Origin of the sequence: Dyella subtropica, from assembly GCF_026283965.1 — a bacterium.
GTDB classification, from domain to species: domain Bacteria; phylum Pseudomonadota; class Gammaproteobacteria; order Xanthomonadales; family Rhodanobacteraceae; genus Dyella_D; species Dyella_D subtropica.
The window spans coordinates 1-15,597 of record NZ_JAPDPD010000013.1 but is presented as its reverse complement, the minus strand read 5'-3'; the positions used below and the strand labels follow the sequence as shown (position 1 = coordinate 15,597).

Annotated in this window: 14 protein-coding genes; 8 read left to right on the top strand and 6 right to left on the bottom strand. The window is 63.3% G+C overall.

Going from position 1 to position 15,597, the window contains the following annotated elements; all coding sequences use genetic code 11:
• Positions 1 to 60: 60 nt before the first annotated feature.
• The 3 genes from OUZ45_RS12450 to pdhA form a co-directional block, all read right to left on the bottom strand.
• Entirely contained in the window at positions 61 to 1,461 is a 1,401-nt protein-coding gene (locus OUZ45_RS12450; RefSeq protein ID WP_266170438.1) for a dihydrolipoamide acetyltransferase family protein, read from the bottom strand.
• A gap of 171 nt (positions 1,462 to 1,632) precedes the next feature.
• Positions 1,633 to 2,613: an alpha-ketoacid dehydrogenase subunit beta gene (locus tag OUZ45_RS12445; protein ID WP_266170437.1), complete on the bottom strand. Its 981-nt coding sequence runs from the start codon at positions 2,611 to 2,613 to the stop codon at positions 1,633 to 1,635.
• Positions 2,614 to 2,616: 3 nt separating this feature from the next.
• A complete protein-coding gene (gene pdhA / locus OUZ45_RS12440) occupies positions 2,617 to 3,702 on the bottom strand; it encodes a pyruvate dehydrogenase (acetyl-transferring) E1 component subunit alpha (RefSeq protein WP_266170436.1) in 1,086 nt (361 codons plus the stop codon).
• 217 nt (positions 3,703 to 3,919) lie between these two features.
• Here pdhA and OUZ45_RS12435 point away from each other — a divergent pair, with 217 nt between their 5' ends.
• The 3 genes from OUZ45_RS12435 (at position 3,920) to OUZ45_RS12425 (ending at position 8,163) form a co-directional block, all read left to right on the top strand.
• Positions 3,920 to 4,768, top strand: coding sequence for a tryptophan 2,3-dioxygenase (locus OUZ45_RS12435; protein WP_266170435.1), 849 nt, complete (start codon positions 3,920 to 3,922; stop codon positions 4,766 to 4,768).
• Positions 4,769 to 4,871: 103 nt separating this feature from the next.
• The gene (locus OUZ45_RS12430; RefSeq protein ID WP_266170434.1) at positions 4,872 to 6,380 is read left to right on the top strand and encodes a peptide MFS transporter; all 1,509 of its coding nucleotides are present in this window, start codon (positions 4,872 to 4,874) and stop codon (positions 6,378 to 6,380) included.
• A 283-nt stretch (positions 6,381 to 6,663) separates the two neighbouring features.
• Positions 6,664 to 8,163: a peptide MFS transporter gene (locus OUZ45_RS12425; RefSeq protein WP_266170433.1), complete on the top strand. Its 1,500-nt coding sequence runs from the start codon at positions 6,664 to 6,666 to the stop codon at positions 8,161 to 8,163.
• 64 nt (positions 8,164 to 8,227) lie between these two features.
• Here the strand turns inward: OUZ45_RS12425 and OUZ45_RS12420 are convergent, their stop codons facing one another.
• A complete protein-coding gene (locus OUZ45_RS12420; protein WP_266170432.1) occupies positions 8,228 to 8,707 on the bottom strand; it encodes a MarR family winged helix-turn-helix transcriptional regulator in 480 nt (159 codons plus the stop codon).
• 109 nt (positions 8,708 to 8,816) lie between these two features.
• Between OUZ45_RS12420 and hppD the strand changes: the two genes are divergently transcribed.
• The gene (hppD, locus tag OUZ45_RS12415; RefSeq protein ID WP_266170431.1) at positions 8,817 to 9,911 is read left to right on the top strand and encodes a 4-hydroxyphenylpyruvate dioxygenase; all 1,095 of its coding nucleotides are present in this window, start codon (positions 8,817 to 8,819) and stop codon (positions 9,909 to 9,911) included.
• Between the two features lie 44 nt (positions 9,912 to 9,955).
• Here hppD and OUZ45_RS12410 read toward each other — a convergent pair whose 3' ends face one another.
• A complete protein-coding gene (locus OUZ45_RS12410; protein WP_266170430.1) occupies positions 9,956 to 10,357 on the bottom strand; it encodes a DUF5362 domain-containing protein in 402 nt (133 codons plus the stop codon).
• Positions 10,358 to 10,485: 128 nt separating this feature from the next.
• Here OUZ45_RS12410 and hmgA point away from each other — a divergent pair, with 128 nt between their 5' ends.
• The 4 genes from hmgA to tpx all read left to right on the top strand — a co-directional run bounded on the left by hmgA (position 10,486) and on the right by tpx (position 14,049).
• The gene (hmgA, locus tag OUZ45_RS12405) at positions 10,486 to 11,784 is read left to right on the top strand and encodes a homogentisate 1,2-dioxygenase (RefSeq protein ID WP_266170429.1); all 1,299 of its coding nucleotides are present in this window, start codon (positions 10,486 to 10,488) and stop codon (positions 11,782 to 11,784) included.
• Between the two features lie 5 nt (positions 11,785 to 11,789).
• A complete protein-coding gene (locus OUZ45_RS12400; protein ID WP_266170428.1) occupies positions 11,790 to 12,377 on the top strand; it encodes a lectin in 588 nt (195 codons plus the stop codon).
• Positions 12,378 to 12,400: 23 nt separating this feature from the next.
• Entirely contained in the window at positions 12,401 to 13,387 is a 987-nt protein-coding gene (locus OUZ45_RS12395; protein WP_266170427.1) for a fumarylacetoacetate hydrolase family protein, read from the top strand.
• A gap of 161 nt (positions 13,388 to 13,548) precedes the next feature.
• Positions 13,549 to 14,049: a thiol peroxidase gene (gene tpx / locus OUZ45_RS12390; protein WP_266170426.1), complete on the top strand. Its 501-nt coding sequence runs from the start codon at positions 13,549 to 13,551 to the stop codon at positions 14,047 to 14,049.
• Positions 14,050 to 14,190: 141 nt separating this feature from the next.
• Here the strand turns inward: tpx and gap are convergent, their stop codons facing one another.
• On the bottom strand, positions 14,191 to 15,204 hold the full coding sequence (gap, locus tag OUZ45_RS12385) for a type I glyceraldehyde-3-phosphate dehydrogenase (RefSeq protein WP_266170425.1): 1,014 nt from the start codon (positions 15,202 to 15,204) through the stop codon (positions 14,191 to 14,193).
• Positions 15,205 to 15,597: the final 393 nt, after the last annotated feature.

Below are 15,597 nucleotides of genomic sequence, written 5' to 3'. Positions count from 1 at the left end.
GAAAAAAACGGGGCGCCAGAGGCGCCCCGTTTCTTGATCCCGAATGAGTTTCGCAGAACGTCAGTTCGGCAGGCCCAGATCGTCGAGCATGGCCTTGAGGAACCGCGCGGCCTCACCGCCGGTGGCAGCGCGATGGTCGAAGGTCAGCGACAGCGGCATGCGGCGATGCACCTCAATACCGCCGATAACGGCAACCACGTCATGGCTCAGCTTGCCGGCGCCGATGATGGCGACGGTCGGCGGCACCACCACTGGCGTGGCATAGCGGCCGGCGAACATGCCGAAGTTGGACAGGCTGATGGTGTAGCCAGACAACTCGGACGCCGGAATCGAGCGATCCTCCACCTGCGAACGCAGGCGCTTGATGGCGGCACGCACGCCGGCACCGTCGAGCACGTCGGCATTGCGCAGCGCTGGCACGAACAGGCCATCATCGGTGTCCACGGCGATGCCGATGTCCACATGTGGATGCAGGGTGCGGGTGAGGTTCTTGCCGTCGAACCACGCGTTCAACGCCGGCACGGTTTTGCAGGCGACGACGATGGCGCGGATCAGGCGGGCGGTGATGTCCTGCTTGCCAATCCAGGCGTGCAGGTCGGCGTCGTCCACCAGCGTGGTGGGCACCACGTTGGCATGGGCTTCGGCCATCACGCGCGCCATGTTGCGGCGTACGCCCTTGAGCTGTTCCGGCTGGCCGCTGGCCTGCACACTCGGCGGTGCGGTGCGAACGGGCTTGCCGGCAAGCGATACGGGAGTGCGGGCCTGCTCTTGTGGAGCATGGCCTGGCTGCGGCAGTTCGGGAGCGAGGTGGCGACCGACCGAAGCAGGAGCCGCGCGTGCGGGAGCGGCGCCGAGTGCGGCCGAGCCATTTGCGGCGGCGGTCTTGACGTCCTGCATGGTGACCACGCCGTCGGCGCCGGTCGGGCGCACGCGGGCAAGGTCGACCTTGAGCTTCTTGGCGAGTGCACGCACGGCCGGTACGGCCTTTACGCCGCCGATGCTGGCGGCTTGTTCGACGTGTACGTGGCTGCCGCTGACCATCGCGCCGACCACGGTGCCTTCGTCTTCGCGATCGGCCTTGGTGTTCGAATCGATTTCGCCGCCTTCATCGGAGGCGACCACCTTGTGGCCATCCGCCGGTGCGGGGCTGCCCGCGCCTTTCTTGGGGCCGTGGTGGTGGCCGGTCGCTTCCGCTTCGGCGCGCTGCTTGGCGTTCGGATCGGGCGCGAAATCGGCCAGTGCGGCGCCGGTTTCGATGATGTCGCCCGGGGCGCCGTAGAGCTTGTTCACGGTGCCGGTGTACGGCGAGGGCACGTCGACCACCGCCTTGGCGGTTTCCATCGAGCACAGTGGTGCGTCGAGCTTGATGTAGTCGCCTTCTTTCACGTGCCACTCGACGATGGTGGCGTCGGGCAGGCCTTCGCCGAGGTCGGGCAGGTGGAATGTTTTGATGTCGGCCATGAGTCGGTTCCGGTAATCAGGCTTGAGTGTTTGGTTCTTTGCCGTCATCCCGGCGTAGGCCGGGATCCAGTAGCGCAGTGATCGGTTATCGCGACACAGTTCGTGTGCTTCGCACTGCGTATTTCGCTGGATTCCGGCTTTCGCCGGAATGACGTTCCGTAGGTTGTGTGTTTACGAAGCTGCCAGGGTGCGCTTGGCCGCGTCGACGATGCGCTCGGTGCTCGGCAGGTATTTCATTTCCAGGCGGAACAGCGGGATGTGCGTGTCGAAGCCGGTGACGCGCTCGACCGGTGCGAGCAGGTCGTACATGCACTCCTCGGCCAGGCGGGCGGCGATTTCGGCGCCGAAGCCAGCGGTCTTGGGGGCTTCGTGCACGATCACGCAGCGGCCGGTCTTCTGCACCGACTCGGCGATGGTGTCGAAATCGAGCGGGGTCAGCGTGGCGACGTCGATCACTTCGGCGCTGATGCCGGCCTGAGCGAGTTCATCGGCGGCTTCGAGGCATTCCTTCACCTGCGCGCCCCAGGTCACCAGGGTCACGTCGGTGCCGTCGCGCAGAACGAAGCACACGTCGAGCGGCAGGGCCTCGCCGTCATCCGGCACTTCTTCCTTGTACTGGCGGTAGATGCGCTTGGGCTCGAAGAACATCACCGGATCCGGATCGCGGATCGCGGCGAGCAGCAGGCCGTAGGCGCGCGCCGGCGACGACGGCATCACTACGCGCAGGCCCGGGATATTGGTGAACAAATGCTCGTTCGCTTCGGAGTGATGCTCCGGTGCGCGAATGCCGCCGCCCCACGGCGCGCGGAACACGGCCGGCACTGTGATGCGGCCGCGCGTGCGGTTGCGCAGGCGCGCGGCGTGGCAGGCGATCTGTTCCATCATCGGATAGATGAAGCCTTCGAACTGAGCTTCGGCGACTGGCTTCATGCCCTGCGCGGCCATGCCCACGGTGACGCCGGCGATGGTGGTTTCGTCCAGCGGCGTGTCGAGCACGCGCAGCTCGCCGAACTTTTCCTGCAGGCCCTGGGTGGCGCGGAACACGCCGCCGTTGACGCCCACGTCCTCGCCGAGCACTACGACGCTGTCGTCGTGCTTCATTTCATACGCGAGCGCCTGGGTGACGGCTTCGATAAGAGTGATTTGTGCCATGGCTCAGTGACCCTTGGTTTCGAGCGAGAGGACGTAATCGCGCTGCTTGGCGAGATCGGCGGGGACTTCGGCGAAGGTGTAGTCGAACATCGCCGATACCGGCTGCGTCTTGGTTTCGAGGTAGGCATTCACCTCGTTGTCCATCCACTCGTCGCACTCGGTCTTCCAGGCTTCTTCCTTCGCGTCGTCCCACACGCCCTTGGCGACGAGCCAGTTGCGCAGGCGCTTCATCGGCTCACGGGCCCAGGCGTCCTTCACTTCCTGCTCGCCGCGGTAGCGGCGGGCGTCGTCGGCAGTGGTGTGGTCGGCGAGGCGGTAGGTCACCGCCTCGATCACGCTGCCGCCCTTGCCGGTGCGGGCGCGCTCGAGCGCGTCTTCCATCGCCTTGCGCACGGCGATGATGTCGTTGCCGTCCACCTGGATCGAAAACAGGCCGGCGGCGATGCCCTTCTGTGCGAGCGTGGGCGCGCCGGACTGGATCTTGCGCGGCACCGAGATCGCCCACTGATTGTTGACGATCACCGCCACCATCGGCAGGTTCTGCGCGCCGGCGATGTTGATGGCGCCGTAGAAGTCGCCCTTGGACGAACCGCCGTCACCGATGGTGCACACGGCCACGCGCGGCTCGTTGCGGATCTTGAACGCCAGCGCAGAGCCGGCGGCATGGAGGCACTGTGTGGCGATCGGCACTGACCACGCGAAGTCGTGGCGCGCCGGTTCTTTCTGGTAGTCGTTGCCGCGCTCGTCGCCGCCCCAGTACATGTACACCTCGCGCGGCTGCACGCCGCGATACAGCTGCGCGCCGTATTCGCGGTAGCTGGGGGCCAGCACGTCCTCCGGCTTCATGGCGCTGCCGATGCCGACGTGAGCGGCTTCGTGGCCGAGGCAGCTGGCGTAGGTGCCGAGCTTGCCGGTGCGCTGCAGGGCGACCGACTTGGCGTCGAACACGCGGGTGGACAACATGAGCTTGTACAGCTCGACCATGTGCGGCAGATCGTTGGCGAAGGCAGGCAGGTCGTCACGGACCTGTTTGCCCTCGGCATCGAGGTACTGCAGATATTCGATTTCGAACTTGGCGGCGATTGACACGACTCGCTCCCGGAGGTGGGTAGGGGATGGGTGTGAGTTAGCGGGTTGGCGGCGACCCATCCAGTGAGGTCTAGCGCGCGCAAAAGTCCCAGACAAGACCGCATTTGATAACAGGGGGAGATGTTGCGCTGCAAGGTACGGTGCAGCATGCGGGACGGTACGGGCAGGGTGTTAAACGCAGGTAACATGGGCTTTTCCCCCGCCTCAACGGACGACCATGACGGACAATCGGCGCGACCTCGAAGCTGGCATCGAGCTCGACCTGACCGGGCGACTCACCTACGGCGGCTACCTGCGCCTGGACGTGCTGCTCTCCGCCCAGCAACCGCTGAGCCAGCCGCCGCACCACGACGAGATGCTGTTTATCGTGCAGCACCATGTGGCCGAGCTGTGGATGAAACTGATCATCCACGAGCTGAAGGCGGCGATCGAGCACCTGCGCCAGGACGACCTCGACCCCTGCCTCAAAATCCTCGCTCGGGTGAAGCACGTGCAACGTCAGCTGTTCGAGCAATGGGCGGTGCTGGAGACGCTGACGCCGTCGGAATACCTGGAATTCCGCGACATCTTGGGGCCGTCTTCCGGCTTCCAGTCGCTGCAGTACCGGCAGATCGAGTTCCTGCTCGGCAACAAGAACACGCAGATGCTGGCGGTGTTTTCGCATGATCCTGCGGCGGAGTCCGCCCTGCGCGTCGTGCTGGAAGCGCCGAGTCTGTATGACGAATTCCTGCGCTACCTCGCGCGTCGCGGCCACGCCGTACCGGCGGAGTTGCTGGACCGCGACTGGACCCAGCCCTATCAGCGCCACGAAGGCTTGCTGCCGGTGTTCAAGCGCATCTACGAGAACCGTGCAGATTTCTGGCCCGAATACCACATGTGCGAGCAATTGGTGGATGTGGAGGGCAGTTTCCAGCTCTGGCGTTTCCGCCATATGAAGACGGTGGAGCGGATCATCGGCCATCGCCGCGGCACCGGCGGGTCATCCGGGGTAGCGTTCCTGAAGAAGGCGCTGGAGCTGGAATTCTTCCCCGAATTGCTGGATGTGCGCACCGTGCTGGGCAACTGACCCGCGCGGCAAATTGACGTTGGGCGGGCTGCCGGCTACATCTGCGCGCGCGCCAAAATCATCGGCCAGGGCAGGGGATGCCGGCCAATCACAAGGGGAAAGCATGAGCGACACCATCAACGACCGGGCGCCGGCGGTGCCGGATTTTCCGCAACTGTTAGGCCATCCACGCCCGCTATGGATGTTGTTCATGACCGAGTTCTGGGAGCGCTTCGCGTTCTACAGCGTGAGCTGGGCGCTGGCGCTGTATATCGTGGCGCAGTTCTATCAGGGTGATCCGTCCGGGCAGGCTTGGGCCAGCGGCATCTTCGGTGCCTACACCGCGTTGATTTACGGCTCCGGTATTTTCGGCGGTTACGTGGCGGACAAGCTGATTGGTTATCAGCGCACGATCCTGCTTGGCGCGACCGTGATGGCGGCGGGCCTGTTTGCGCTCATGGTACCGAGCAAGTCGGCCTTGCTGCTGGGTTTGTCGATGGTGATCGTCGGCGACGGCCTGTTCAAGCCGAATATTTCCTCGATGGTGGGGCAGCTGTATCCGCCTGGTGACGAGCGCCGCGATCGTGGCTTCACCCTGTTCTATATGGGCATCAACAGCGGTGCGTTTGTCGCGCCGCTGGTCACCGGTTGGCTGGCCAGCTACGTCACCGATACGCCGCTGCAGCAGAACTACCGGCTGGTATTCGGTGCCGCGGGCGTAGGCATGGTGCTGAGCCTGCTCTGGTTCTGGTTCGGTCGGCGCGGGCTGCGCGGCGTAGGGCGTCCGGCGGCGGGCGCGACCAGCCGCATGCGCGTGGCGTGGGTGGCTGCGGGCGTGGTCGTGGCGGTGCCAGTGGTGTATTGGCTGTTGTCGTCGATCGGTGCGGTGGGCCTACAGTGGCTGCTGGGCCTGCTGTTTGTCGGCGTGGCGGCGATGCTGATTATCGAGTCGGTGCGCCACGATCGCGTGCAGGTAGAGCGCGTGATTGCCATGCTGACCATTATTGCGTTCAACATCCTGTTCTGGATGTTCTATTACCAGTTGGGCACGTCGTTCAGCTTCCTCGCGCAGAACATGGTCGACCGCGAAATGTTCGGTGGCTGGGTATTCCCGGTGGGCTGGTTTCAGTCGGTGAGTCCGCTGACGATCATCCTGGCTGCGCCGCTGGTCTCGCTGGTGTGGGCTCTTCTGGCAAAGCGGCACAAGGAGCCGTCGATCCCGCGCAAGTTCGGCCTGGGCTTGATCTTCAACGGATTCGGCTTCCTGGCGCTGATGTATGCGCTGTCGCACTTGATCGACCCTCGGGGCCAGATCCCGTTCTGGCCGCTGACCGCTTGCTACATGTTGCAGGCCGTCGGCGAGCTGTGCCTGTCGCCTATCGGCTTGTCCATGGTGACCAAGCTGGCACCGCCGCGGCTGGTGGGCTTGTCGATGGGCGGCTGGTTCCTGGCGACGGCCGTGGGCGGCAATCTGTCGGGCATGCTGGCTGCGCGGATCAGCGGTGAAAGCGGAATGACGGCAGCGTCCGCCTTGAGCGGTTTCACCTTCAGCTTCTGGGTGCTGGCAGGCTCTGGCGTGCTGCTACTGCTGGTTTCTCCGTTGATCAACCGGTTCATGCACGGCGTGAAGTGAGCTTGCACGCCTCCATGGCGTGACGGCCACATCCCACCCTTACCCTCCTCTGCTGCGATCGAAGGGCACCCCTTAATCGACGCATGCAGGGGAGGGTGCCCTATCTTGCGGGCGAGCACTTGAGGCCAGCTTGCTACGTGAGTCATAACGGCATCTGTGGATAGTAAAAATCCGAAAGTTCTTGTGCAGCTATTGACCGGAAGCTCCTTCGGCCGGTACATCACCTAGGTTGCGTTCATCTTGATCGGCACAAGACATGCCGGTTCACATCAGAGAGGGAACCATGACCGACACCACCACAACCACGGCGCCTACGGTGCCGGATTTCCCGCAGACGCTGGGCCATCCGCGCCCCTTGTGGATGCTGTTCATGACGGAGTTCTGGGAGCGCTTCTCCTTCTATGGCATCCGTTGGGCGCTGGTGTTGTATATCGTCGCTCAGTTCTACCAAGGCAGCGGTACTGGCGAGCAGCCTGCCAATCAGCTCTATGGCGCTTACCTCGCGCTGGTTTATGCAGCGGCGATTTTCGGTGGCTATGTCGCCGACCGGGTGATCGGCTATCAGCGCTCCATTTTGCTCGGCGCGTTGATCATGGCCGCCGGCTTGTTCCTGATCGCGGTGCCGAATCAGGAGGTATTTAAGCTGGGCCTCGCGACGGTCATCGCCGGCAACGGCCTGTTCAAGCCCAATATCTCGACGATGGTCGGCAAGCTCTACAGCGTGCGTGACGAGCGCCGCGACTCGGGGTTCACCATTTTCTATATGGGGATCAACCTCGGTGCGATGATCTCGCCCATCCTGACCGGCTGGCTATCGGACAAGGTGTTCGGCAGCGAAGGCATGCCGGCGTACAAGGTGGTATTCATCACGGCCGGCATAGGCATGATCTTCAGCCTGGTGTGGTTCTGGTTCGGTCGCCGCCAGCTCAGCGGCATCGGCCGTCCACCGGCCGGCGGCGAGCATCGTGGCCGCGTGCTGCTCACGTTGGTCGGCGCGCTGGTGGCGATCCCGGCGATCTACTTTCTGCTGACCATCGATGCGCACACCCTCAACTGGTGGGTGCTGACGCCGATGTTCGTGGTTCTGTGTGCATTGATCATCGCCGAAGGTGTGCGCGAGGGCGCGGTGCAGCGCGACCGCGCGCTGGCGATGCTGCTGATCTTCGTGTTCAACGTGCTGTTCTGGATGTTCTTCGAGCAGGCAGGCAGTTCGTTCAACTTCCTCGCCGAAAAGATCGTCACCCGCGAGTTCGGCGACTGGACCTTCCCGGTGGCCTGGTTCCAGTCGGTCAACTCGCTGGCGATCATCACCATCGCGCCGGTGCTGGCCTGGCTGTGGGTGAGGTTGGGGCGGGCCAATCCGTCGATTTCGCGCAAGTTCGGTCTGGGCCTGATCTTCAATGGACTGGCTTTCGCGCTGCTGATGTTCGCCTTGTCCAGCTTGGTCAATGAACTGGGCAAGATCCCCTTCTGGACCTTGTTCATGGTCTACGTGATCCAGTCGGTGGGCGAGCTGTGCCTGTCGCCGATCGGCCTGTCGATGGTCACCAAGCTGGCGCCACTGCGCCTGGTCGGCTTCGGGATGGGTGGCTGGTTTCTGTCCACCGGCATCGGCAACAACCTGTCCGGCATCTTCGCCGGGCACGTCAGCGGCACGGGTGGCATGACCGTGGCCTCGGCGCTATCGGGCTATACCTTCGGTTTCTGGTTGTTGCTGGGCGCCGGCATGCTGCTGTTCCTGATCGCGCCGCTGATCAACAAGCTGATGCACGGTGTGAAGTAAGCCCTTTTCCTCCCCCTGCTTGCGACGCAAGGCTAGTCCCGAGGGCAGGGGGAGGAACCGGGCTTCAGAGCGGCTGCAGCTTGTCCAGAATCCGCGTCAGCCACGCCTGCTCTTCATCATCCAGCTTCGCCAGCACTTCGCGCTCCCGCGCCCGCGCCATTGGCGCCACTTCATCGTGAACTTGCCAGCCGTTCTCGCTGAGGCTGAGCACGGAACGGCGCTTGTCACCGTCATGGGTACCGCGATGGACGCGCCCCGCTTCAACCAGTCGCGCCAGCGCCCGGCTTACCGCCACTTTGTCCATCGCCGTGCGTTCGGCCACTTCGCGTGCCGAAAGGCCGTCGAAGCGGGCCAGCACGGCCATCACCCGCCATTCGGTCACGGTCAGGTCGTAGCGTTGCTGATAGTCGTCGGCAATGGCCTGACTGACGGTGTTGGACAGGATCGACAGGCGGTAGGGCAGGAAGCGTTCCAGCTCCAGCGGCGCGTGGTCAGGTTTGGATTCGGCAGACACTGCTGCACCACTCCTTGCAAATGGTTTCATATGTAACTATAACACTCAGATTATCCGGTTGGTCGCACGCTAGTCGCAGCGACCAACATGTAGTGAGCCGTATAACCGACCCCAGGCATCGAACCCAGGAGATTTCCCCATGAGCACGCAGCCCAATCTTGGCATGCAGGTGACCACTTTCGAGAACCCCATGGGCATCGACGGCTTCGAATTCGTCGAATTCGCCGCCCCGGCGGGCCGCAGTGGTGAGTTGCACGCCCTGTTCGAGCGTATGGGTTTCAGCCCCGTACTCAAGCATAAGAGCCGGCCGATCACCGTCTACCGCCAGGGCGGGGTGAATTTCCTGGTCAACGAAGACCCGGATTCCTTCGCCGCGGACTTCGCCGCCAAGCATGGTCCCTGCGCCTGTGGTTTCGCCATCCGCTTCAAGAAGCCGGCGGCCGAGGTGAATCAGACCGTGCTCGGCAACGGCGGCGAAGCCCTGACCGACAAGGAAGCCAGCAAGGCGGTGAACGCGCCGGTGGTGAAGGGCATCGGCGACTGCATGCTCTATCTGGTCGACCGCTATGGCGACAAGGGCAGCATCTACGACGGCGATTACGCGCCGATCCCGGGCGCTGACCAGAACCCCGCCGGTTTCGGTCTCACCTTCATCGACCACCTGACGCACAACCTCTACTTCGGCAACATGCAGAAGTGGTCGGACTACTACGAGCGGTTGTTCAACTTCCGCGAGATTCGCTACTTCGACATCAAGGGTGCCAAGACTGGCCTGGTGTCCAAGGCGATGACGGCGCCGGACGGCATCGTGCGCATTCCGCTCAACGAGTCGAGCGACCCGAAGTCGCAGATCAACGAATACCTCGACGCCTATCACGGCGAAGGCATCCAGCACATCGCCTGCTTCACCGACAACATCTACGACACGGTGGAGGCGATGCGTGCGAAGGGCGTGGCGTTCCTCGATACGCCGGACAGCTATTTCGAAGTGATCGACATGCGCATTCCGAACCACGGCGAGGATGTGCCGCGTCTGGCCAAGAATAAGATCCTGATCGACGCCGACCCGGAGACCAAGCAGCGCAAGCTGCTGCAGATCTTCACCCAGAACAACATCGGCCCGATCTTCTTCGAGATCATCCAGCGTAAGGGCAACGAAGGTTTCGGCGAAGGCAACTTCCAGGCCCTGTTCGAGTCGATCGAGCGCGACCAGATGAAGCGTGGCGTGCTGTAAAACGCCTGACGTGGCCGTCCGTTGCGGACGGCCACGCTTGGAGATCAGTCCGTGTGAGGGAAGCCGCCGCTCTTGATCATCGCGGCGAATATCGCGCCGAAGAGGATGAAGTACAGCACCATCAGCGCGATACCGACCAGGTACAACACGCCCTGGATCACGAAGTAGGTTTTCAGCTTGGCCAGGGCTTCTTTCAGCGCAACGGCATCGCCACTCAGCTGGGCACGTTCGATGGAGCCAGCGGACTGCATCAGTAGTACGCCGATCCAGATCGGCAACCAGGCGATGATGATGCCGACGATGGTGATGGCGGTGATGGCGCCCTGGATGATGAACATGATGCCGACGAACTTCATCCAGCCGCTGCCCGAGGCGAGTGGCTGGCTGAGTTCGCTGACAGAATGGTTCGATTCGGCCTGGCTGAGCGAGGCGAATTGATCGGACATGTTTTCCCCTTTGCAATCGTTGCAGTAAATGGATGTGGCCTCAGTCCTTGAGCGAGGCGGGGCCAAGAGTAATAGGATCGTGCGTCGCCGTGTGCGGTGCCGCCAACTGGGCAGATCGTGGAGCTTCCATGTCAGCAAGCAAGCAGCAGTATCAATCCGGCTTCGGCAACGAATTTGCCAGCGAAGCGATTCCCGGCGTGCTGCCAGTGGGGCAGAACTCGCCGCAACGTGTAGCGCACGGTCTCTATGCGGAACAGCTGTCCGGCACCGCGTTCACCGCGCCGCGTCACAGCAACCGCCGCAGCTGGCTGTATCGCATTCGTCCCGCCGCGGTACATCAGCCGTTCGAGCCGCGTGCGCATGCGCGTTTCCATAACCGCTTCGATGAAGCGCCGGCGACACCGAACCAACTGCGCTGGGACCCATGGCCCATGCCGACGGAAGCCGTCGATTTCGTCGACGGCCTGGTCACCCTGGCTGGCAATGGCAGTCCGGCCGAGCAGGCTGGCTGCGGCATCCACGTGTACGTGGCGAACCGCTCCATGCAAGGGCGCTATTTCTATGACGCCGATGGCGAGCTGCTGATCGTGCCGCAGCAGGGGCGCCTGCACGTGGCGACGGAGTTCGGCGTGCTGGAAGTGAAGCCGCTGGAGATCGCGGTGATCCCGCGTGGCGTGCGTTTTCGCGTCGAGCTGTTGGATAGCGAGGCGCGCGGCTATGTATGCGAGAACTTTGGCGCGCTGCTGCGCTTGCCCGACCTCGGCCCAGTTGGTGCCAACTCGATGGCCTTGCCGCGCGACTTCCTCACGCCGCACGCTGCCTATGAAGACGTTGAAGGCGACTTCGAGCTGATCGCCAAATTCCAGGGCACCTTGTGGTCCGCAAAGATCGGCCACTCGCCACTGGATGTGGTGGCCTGGCACGGCAATTACGCACCGTACAAGTACGATCTGACCTTGTTCAACACGGTCGGCTCGATCAGTGTCGATCATCCTGATCCGTCGATCTTTACCGTGCTCACCTCGCCCAGCGACACGCCAGGCACGGCCAACGTGGACTTTGTGATTTTCCCGCCGCGCTGGCTGGTGGCTGAGCACACCTTCCGCCCACCGTACTTCCATCGCAATGTGGCGAGCGAGTTCATGGGCCTGATCGAAGGCGTCTACGATGCGAAGGCCGGTGGCTTCATGCCGGGCGGTGCGAGCCTGCACAATTGCATGAGCGGCCACGGTCCGGATGCAGCGAGCTTCGAGAAGGCGACCAACGCCGAGCTGATCAAGCCGGACCATCTCACCGGCACTATGGCCTTCATGTTCGAAACGCGCAAAGTGATCCGCCCGACCCAGCAGGCGCTCGATGCGCCGCAGCTGCAGCGCAACTACTACGAGTGCTGGCAGGGCATTCAGAAGCACTTCCACAAGGAGTGAGCCGCATGAAGCTGCATCACATGATGGCCATCGCTTTACTTGCAGCAGGTCTCGCGGCCTGCAGTGCAGGCGAGCCGGCGCCCCAGGCATCGGCTCCGCCTGCGCCGGTGACGGCGGCAACGCCGAGCGCATCCGTCACGCCGCCTTTGGCACCGGCTACGTATGAAGGCTACGGCGACATGCGTTTCGACATGGACGAATCGACCTTTCGCAAGGCATGGGGCGGCGACCTGAAAGGTCAGTCGCCGGCGGCTGGCTCGACTTGCACCTACCTGTATCCCACATGGGTGAAGGCGCCGGCCGAGATCGGCTTCATGTTCGAGGGCGGCAAATTCGTCCGCTATGACGTCACGACGACGAAGGAAACGGCGCCGGGCGGCGGCATGGTGGGCATGGAGAAGGCGAGGCTGCTGTCGCTGTATGCAGGCAAGACGCAGGAGCAGCCCGACAAATATGTACCCGGCGCGAGCACGCTTCGCGTCGCGGGTGACGATCACGGCGTATTGCTGTTCGAGATCGGCACCGAAGGCAAAGTAAATAAGTGGCGGGTGGGTATTCCCCCGCAGATCGATTACGTCGAAGGCTGCGGCTGAGCGCGGCACAACGGAGTGGAACTATGAAACTGGGCAGTCTTAAGGAAGGTGGTCGCGATGGCACGCTGATCGTGGTTAGCCGCGATCTGAAGCAGGCCGTGAAAGCCACTGGCATAGCGGCGACGATGCAGGCGGCGCTGGATGATTGGTCGAATGTGGCTCCGCGCCTCAACGCGCTGTCCGACGACCTCCATGCCGGCAAGGCCAGCGGCGTGTTCGCGCTCGACATGGCCGCATTGGCCTCGCCATTGCCGCGGGCCTACGAGTTCGTCGACGGCAGCGCTTATCTACCGCACGTGGAGCGCGTGCGCCGCGCGCGCGGCGCGGAAGTGCCGGAATCGTTCTACGTCGATCCGCTGATGTACCAGGCCGTCAGCGCCGGTTTCCTGGGGCCGCGCGATCCCGTCGTGGTACCCAGCGAGGATTACGGCATCGACCTGGAAGCCGAAGTCGTCGTGGTCACCGACGACGTGCCCATGGCGGCAACGCCGGAGCAAGCCGCCGGTCATATCCAGCTGGTGGGTCTGGTCAACGACGTGTCGCTGCGCGGACTGATCCCGGGCGAGCTGGCCAAGGGTTTCGGCTTCCTGCAATCCAAGCCGCGCTCCGCCTTGTCGCCGGTATTGGTGACGCCGGACGAACTGGGCGACGCGTGGCAGGGCGAAAAGCTGCACCTGCCGATGCGCACCTGGCTCAACGGCCAGTGGTTCGGCGAAGCCGAGTGCGGTGTGGACATGCAGTTCAACTTTGCGCAGCTGGTGGCGCATGCGGCCAAGACCCGTCCGCTCACGGCCGGCACTATCGTCGGCTCCGGCACCATTGCCAACGAAGACACCAGCAAGGGCGCCTCCTGCCTGGCCGAGCAGCGCACAGTGGAAACCCTGCGTGATGGCAAGCCGAGCACGCCGTTCCTGAAGTTTGGCGACAGTCTGCGCATCGATGTCACTGACAAGAGCGGCGCTTCGATCTTCGGTTCGATCGAGCAGGTGATTGCGTCGTCGAAGGCGTAAGCAGTGATGTCATTCCGGCGCCATCTGCGATGAGCATGGCGGGATGAGCATGGAGTGAGTGACGCGCCGCGGTAGCGGCGCTATTGTCACGCGGTTGCCCTGTGCTTGGTGATCGATACGAAGCACGAGCACCGTCCTCTCACCCGCCAGGAGTTCCCTCCATGTCCCAAGTCACCCTCAAGGGCAACCCAGTTCAGGTCGACGGTCACTTTCCAGCCGCCGGCGAAAAGGCCCCGGCCTTTTCCCTGGTCGCCAAGGATCTGTCGGACGTCGCGCTGGCCAGTTTTGTCGGCAAGCGCAAAGTGCTGAATATTTTCCCAAGCGTCGATACGCCGACTTGCGCCACTTCGGTGCGTCGCTTCAACGAGCGTGCCAGTCAGCTGGATAACGCTGTGGTGCTGTGCATCTCCGCCGACCTGCCGTTTGCGCAGGCGCGTTTCTGCGGCGCCGAAGGTCTGGACAAGGTCGTGACGCTGTCCACCCAGCGCGGCCATGAGTTCCTGAAGAACTATGGCGTGGCGATCGCTTCTGGCCCGCTGGCCGGCCTCGCCGCGCGCGCTGTGGTAGTGCTGGATGCGAACGACCAGGTGTTGCACGCTGAAATGGTCGGCGAGATCGCCAACGAGCCGAATTACGATGCGGCGCTCGCGACGCTGAGCTGACTCCCCTGTAGGAGCGCACCCTGTGCGCGAAGCTCTTCGCGCGGCGCCTTTCCAAGCACCCATCGCGCACAGGGTGCGCTCCTATAGAAACAAAAAATGCCGGGCGAAAGCCCGGCATTTTCATTGGCGTGATGGCGAAACTTACTTCGCCGCCATCAGCGCCTTGGTGATGTCGAGCATGCGGTTGGAGAAACCCCACTCGTTGTCGTACCAGCTCAACACCTTCACCAACGTACCGCCCATGACGCGCGTCTGGGTGGCGTCGTAGGTGGAGGAAGCCGAGTTGTGGTTGAAGTCGATCGACACCAGCGGCTTGGTGTTCACCGCGAGGATGCCCTTCAGCGCGCCGTTGGCGGCCTCATTAATGGCGGCGTCGATTTCTTCCTTGGTCGTTTCGCGGGCGGCGACGAAGGAGAGATCAACCACCGACACGTTGATGGTCGGCACGCGCATGGCGAAGCCGTCCAGCTTGCCGTTGAGCGCCGGCAGCACCAGGCCCACCGCGGCGGCGGCGCCGGTCTTGGTCGGAATCTGGCTCATCGTGGCCGAACGAGCGCGACGCAGGTCGGAGTGATAGACGTCCGTCAGCACCTGGTCGTTGGTGTAGGCGTGGATGGTGGTCATCAGGCCGTGCACGATGCCGATCTTGTCGTGCAGCACCTTAGCCAGCGGCGCGAGGCAGTTGGTGGTGCAAGAGGCGTTGGAGATGACCTGGTCGGTGGGCTTGATCTGGTCGTGGTTCACGCCGTAGACGAAGGTGCCGTCCACGTCCTTGTCGCCCGGGGCGGAGATCACCACCTTCTTGGCGCCGGCGGCGATGTGCGCGCTGGCCTTGGCCTTGGAGGTGAAGAAGCCGGTGCATTCCAGCACCACGTCCACGCCCAGGTCTTTCCACGGCAGCTTCGACGGATCGCGCTCGGCGCAGACCTTGATGCGGTCGCCGTTGATGATCAGATCGCCGCCGTCCACCGACACGGTGCCTGGGAATTTGCCGTGGGCAGTGTCGTACTGGGTGAGGTGGGCGTTGGTCTCGGCGTCGCCGAGATCGTTGACCGCAACGATCTGGAACTCGTTGGTGCGGCCGGATTCGTACAGCGCGCGCAAAACATTGCGGCCGATGCGACCGTAACCATTGATGGCGACCTTGATGGTCATGAGACAGCGTCCTCCGGTGTGATGACGGGCAGCAGCCGGGTCCCGGCTGCCAAAGCGGGCATTTTAGCCGAACGAGGGGCCCGTCTCATCTGGCACGGTTCATGGCGTCTACATGTGGGGTAGGCTCGGTGGGTACATACACCGTCTTACCCGTGGAGAGGGATCCTCTGATCGATTCCACGCAGGCGTCACCGTTGCTGTTTGCGCGCAGATCGCCGTTGCGCTGCCGACAGCAGACTGGACGTCTGTCGAGGTAGCGTGGCGGTGAACTGCGCGCAAACAGCAACGGCCCTCACTTATGAATTTAACGACAGGGTGATATCCAGAAAGGGCGTTGCCGCTGCCGCGCGGCTCGACCTGACGGCCAGTCAGGCGCTTCGCCACGCGGCAGCG

Bases quoted from the DNA above. Each gene is read 5' to 3' on its own strand.
- OUZ45_RS12450 (WP_266170438.1), bottom strand. From the start codon at position 1,461: ATGGCCGACATCAAAACATTCCACCTGCCCGACCTCGGCGAAGGCCTG.
- OUZ45_RS12445 (WP_266170437.1), bottom strand. From the start codon at position 2,613: ATGGCACAAATCACTCTTATCGAAGCCGTCACCCAGGCGCTCGCGTAT.
- OUZ45_RS12435 (WP_266170435.1), top strand. From the start codon at position 3,920: ATGACGGACAATCGGCGCGACCTCGAAGCTGGCATCGAGCTCGACCTG.
- OUZ45_RS12430 (WP_266170434.1), top strand. From the start codon at position 4,872: ATGAGCGACACCATCAACGACCGGGCGCCGGCGGTGCCGGATTTTCCG.
- OUZ45_RS12425 (WP_266170433.1), top strand. From the start codon at position 6,664: ATGACCGACACCACCACAACCACGGCGCCTACGGTGCCGGATTTCCCG.
- OUZ45_RS12420 (WP_266170432.1), bottom strand. From the start codon at position 8,707: ATGAAACCATTTGCAAGGAGTGGTGCAGCAGTGTCTGCCGAATCCAAA.
- hppD (WP_266170431.1), top strand. From the start codon at position 8,817: ATGAGCACGCAGCCCAATCTTGGCATGCAGGTGACCACTTTCGAGAAC.
- OUZ45_RS12410 (WP_266170430.1), bottom strand. From the start codon at position 10,357: ATGTCCGATCAATTCGCCTCGCTCAGCCAGGCCGAATCGAACCATTCT.
- hmgA (WP_266170429.1), top strand. From the start codon at position 10,486: ATGTCAGCAAGCAAGCAGCAGTATCAATCCGGCTTCGGCAACGAATTT.
- OUZ45_RS12400 (WP_266170428.1), top strand. From the start codon at position 11,790: ATGAAGCTGCATCACATGATGGCCATCGCTTTACTTGCAGCAGGTCTC.
- OUZ45_RS12395 (WP_266170427.1), top strand. From the start codon at position 12,401: ATGAAACTGGGCAGTCTTAAGGAAGGTGGTCGCGATGGCACGCTGATC.
- tpx (WP_266170426.1), top strand. From the start codon at position 13,549: ATGTCCCAAGTCACCCTCAAGGGCAACCCAGTTCAGGTCGACGGTCAC.
- gap (WP_266170425.1), bottom strand. From the start codon at position 15,204: ATGACCATCAAGGTCGCCATCAATGGTTACGGTCGCATCGGCCGCAAT.